Here is a 3,512-nt window from a genome sequence, read left to right as displayed (position 1 = left end):
GCTCCTCGTGGCGCCCCCACCCCCTTGGTAACCTATAACCCCCCCCCCGCGGGGGGGGGGGGGGGGGGGGGGGGGCCCCCCCCCCCCCCGACGGTCAGCGGATCTCGGTGGTGTCCTCGGGCCGCGACTGATCGCGTGGCGGCGCGGACCACGGCGACTCGCCGCCCACCCGGCGCGGCAGCGGCTCGGTCGGCGTCGGATCGGCCGGGTAGCCCAGGGTCAGCGGCGCGGTGTCGCGCTCCGCCGATTCGGACGACGACCAGTCCGTCAGCGTGAAGTCGTCGCCACGCGGTGCGTCCGCCGGCGCCGGGGTGGCGGCCGGCACGGTCACCGGTTGCGGCCACCGCCGCCAGCGTTGACCGCTGAACGCCGCCATCAGCAGCAGCAGACCGATCAGGAAGAGCGTGCCGTTCTCGACCGGCAGCCGCAGCGGCAGCGGGTCACCGAACACCTTCCACTCGTGCGGGATCGCGTCGCGCACCTCGAACGGCGCCACGAACATCCCGATGTACGGGGTGACCAGCAGCAGCCCGGCCAGCAGTGGCCCCGCCGGCGAGAAACGCAGTGTGCCGAGCAGCCCGAGCAGGACACCGCCGACACCGAGATACACGGCCGGTTCGATCAGGTTGGCGGTGTTGAAGGTGCCGATCTCCACCCAGCGGTCGACCGTCCGGCTCGACCCGTCCTGCCCGAGTGTGACAAGCACCCACGTGATGGGTGCCACCACCAACCCGGCGAGGAAGCTCCAGAGATGTCGCATCCGCGCACCGTACCGTTTCCGGCATGACCGAGCACCTCTCCGCCGCTCCGACCGGCAAGCCAACGTCGTACTCCCGCGTCACCCTCAGCAAGATCATGACTGCGGTGGACGTCAACCTCTACGGAACCGTCCACGGCGGGGTCCTGATGAAGTTCGTCGACGACGTGGCCGGCGCCGCTGCCGCCCGGCACAGCGGCGGAACGGCGGTCACCGCGGCGATCGACGAGATCGTCTTCTCCGAGGCTGTCCGGGTCGGTGACCTGGTGCACGCGCACGCCCAGGTCAACTGGACCGGGCAGACCTCGATGGAGGTAGGGGTGCGGGTGGTCGCCGAGCGGTGGGACTCGGCCGAGGACGCGCCGGTCCGGGTCGCCACGGCGTACCTGGTCTTCGTCGGGGTGGACGTCGGCGGCGCGCCGCGCACGGTCCGCCCGGTGCTGCCGGAGACTCCGGACGACGAACGCCGGTACCGGGAGGCGGAGATCCGCCGCGAGCACCGCCTGGCCCGCCGCAAGGCCATCCTGGCGCATCGGGCCGGCTGACCCACATGGGTTGAGGCGGTGGAGTGTGGGCCGGGCACGCGTCGATCGGCCCACCCGGTGCGCAGAATGGCGCTTCGAGGTAGGGCAAGATGGCGCCACGGCCCATGCACAACGTCGTGCGGGCCTCAGGGAGGGTGGAGCAGTGGGTGACGTGCTGTGGACGCCGCCGGCGGACGTGCTCGAACGGTCCCGGATCGGCGACTACCTGCGCTGGCTGGGGGAGCACCGCGGGCTGCACTTCGCCGACTACGACGCGCTGTGGCGCTGGTCGGTCACCGACCTGGACGCCTTCTGGCGCTCGATCTGGGACCACTTCGAGGTCATCGCGCACACCCCGCCGACCGCCACGCTGGCCGAGCGGGCGATGCCCGGCGCCCGCTGGTTCCCCGACGCCACCCTCAACTACGCCGAGAACGTGCTGCGCATGCCGCGCCGCGCCGACGACGACCCCATCGTCATCGCGCACGGCCAGACCCGACCGCCGGTCACCCTCACCGCCGCCGAGCTGCGCGAGCAGGTCCGCCGGGTGTCGGCCGGGCTGCGCCGGCTCGGCGTCACCGCCGGGGACCGGGTGGCGGCGTACGCGCCGAACATCTCCGAGACGTACGTCCTGCTGCTCGCCACCGCCAGCCTGGGCGCGGTCTTCTCGTCCTGCGCGCCCGAGTTCGGCACCCGCAGCGTCACCGACCGGTGGCAGCAGATCGAGCCGACAGTGCTGGTCGCCGTGGACGGCTACCGGTACGGCGACAAGCCCGTCGACCGGCGGGCCGAGGTCGCGGCCATCCGGGCCGCCCTTCCGTCGGTACGGCACACCGTCGGCATCGCGTACCTCGACCCGGACGGCCCCACGCCCGACGGCGTCCTCGACTGGGCGGACCTGGCCGCGCCCACCGACGAGCCGTTGACGTTCACGCCGGTCCCGTTCGACCACCCGCTGTACGTGCTCTACTCCTCGGGCACCACCGGGCTGCCCAAGCCGATCGTCCACGGCCACGGCGGCATCCTGCTGGAACATCTGAAGATGCTCGCCCTGCACCACGACCTCGGCCCGTCCGACCGGTTCTTCTGGTTCACCACCACCGGCTGGATGATGTGGAACTTCCTGGTCTCCGGGCCGGCGGTGGGGGCGGCCATCGTGCTCTTCGACGGCAACCCCGGGGTCCGGGCGGAGCCCGGCCGGCCGGCAGAGCCCGACCTCGGCGGCCTGTGGCGGTTGGCTGCCGAGACCGGCACCACCTACTTCGGTACCTCGGCGCCGTACCTGCTGGCCTGCCGCAAGGCCGGTGTGGTGCCCCGCGAGATCGCCGACCTGTCCGCGCTGCGCGGCGTCGGTTCCACCGGTGCGCCGTTGCCCGCCGAGGGCTTCCAATGGGTGTACGACACGGTCGGCGACCAGGTGCAGCTCCAGTCGCTGTCCGGCGGCACCGACGTGTGCACCGGCTTCGTCGGTGGGGTGCCGCTGCTGCCCGTGTACGCCGGAGAGATCGCCTGCCGCGCGTTGGGCGCCAAGGTGGAGGCCCGCTCAGCCGACGGCACCCCGGTGATCGGTGAACTGGGCGAGCTGGTGATCACCGAGCCGATGCCGAGCATGCCGGTGTGCTTCTGGAACGACCCGGATGGCGTCCGCTACTCCGAGGCGTACTTCTCGGTCTACCCGGGTGTGTGGCGGCACGGCGACTGGATCACCATCAACGCCCGAGGCGGCTGCGTGATCACCGGACGCTCCGACGCCACCCTCAACCGTGGCGGCGTACGCCTCGGCACCGCCGAGTTCTACTCCGTGGTCGAAGGGCTCGACGAGGTCGTCGACTCGGTCGTCGTGCACCTGGAGGACGACGAGGGCGGTGCCGGTGAGCTGCTGCTCTTCGTCGTGCTGGCCGACGGCCTGGAACTGGACGACGCGCTGCGCACGAAGATCAGTCGTGAGCTGCGTACGGCACTCTCCCCCCGGCACGTCCCCGACGAGATCCACCAGGTACGCGCGGTACCCCGAACCCTCTCGGCGAAGAAGCTGGAGGTACCGGTCAAGAAGATCCTTACCGGCACCCCGGTCGACTCGGCCGCAGCCAAGGGCGCCCTGGCAAATCCCGAGTCTCTGACCGCCTTCGCCGCCTTCGCCCAGTCCCGCCCCCACCCCTAATGGGAGCTGCCGGGTCAGCCGTTGGCAAACTCGGTACTTGCTAGCCGCAGGCGGGTGAGCACTCCCATCC

3 protein-coding genes are annotated in these 3,512 nt (G+C 71.7%); 2 read left to right on the top strand and 1 reads right to left on the bottom strand.

Annotated elements, in window-relative coordinates; genetic code table 11:
* Window positions 1-94: 94 nt before the first annotated feature.
* A complete protein-coding gene (locus ACLQ25_RS32475; protein WP_425734549.1) occupies window positions 95-760 on the bottom strand; it encodes a hypothetical protein in 666 nt (221 codons plus the stop codon).
* Between the two features lie 23 nt (window positions 761-783).
* Between ACLQ25_RS32475 and ACLQ25_RS32470 the strand changes: the two genes are divergently transcribed.
* Entirely contained in the window at window positions 784-1,302 is a 519-nt protein-coding gene (locus ACLQ25_RS32470) for an acyl-CoA thioesterase (protein WP_425734548.1), read from the top strand.
* A 142-nt stretch (window positions 1,303-1,444) separates the two neighbouring features.
* Complete coding sequence (locus ACLQ25_RS32465; protein ID WP_425734547.1) at window positions 1,445-3,442, top strand: acetoacetate--CoA ligase; 1,998 nt, start codon at window positions 1,445-1,447, stop codon at window positions 3,440-3,442.
* Window positions 3,443-3,512 lie beyond the last annotated feature (70 nt).

It is taken from the genome of Micromonospora sp. DT44 (assembly GCF_049841635.1).
In the GTDB taxonomy this organism is placed as follows: Bacteria; Actinomycetota; Actinomycetes; order Mycobacteriales; family Micromonosporaceae; genus Micromonospora.
Note: the sequence above shows the minus strand (reverse complement) of the source record. Positions and strands in the feature narration are given on the sequence as shown.

Excerpts from the sequence above, each read along its gene's own strand:
- ACLQ25_RS32475 (WP_425734549.1), bottom strand. The coding sequence starts at position 760 with ATGCGACATCTCTGGAGCTTCCTCGCCGGGTTGGTGGTGGCACCCATC.
- ACLQ25_RS32470 (WP_425734548.1), top strand. The coding sequence starts at position 784 with ATGACCGAGCACCTCTCCGCCGCTCCGACCGGCAAGCCAACGTCGTAC.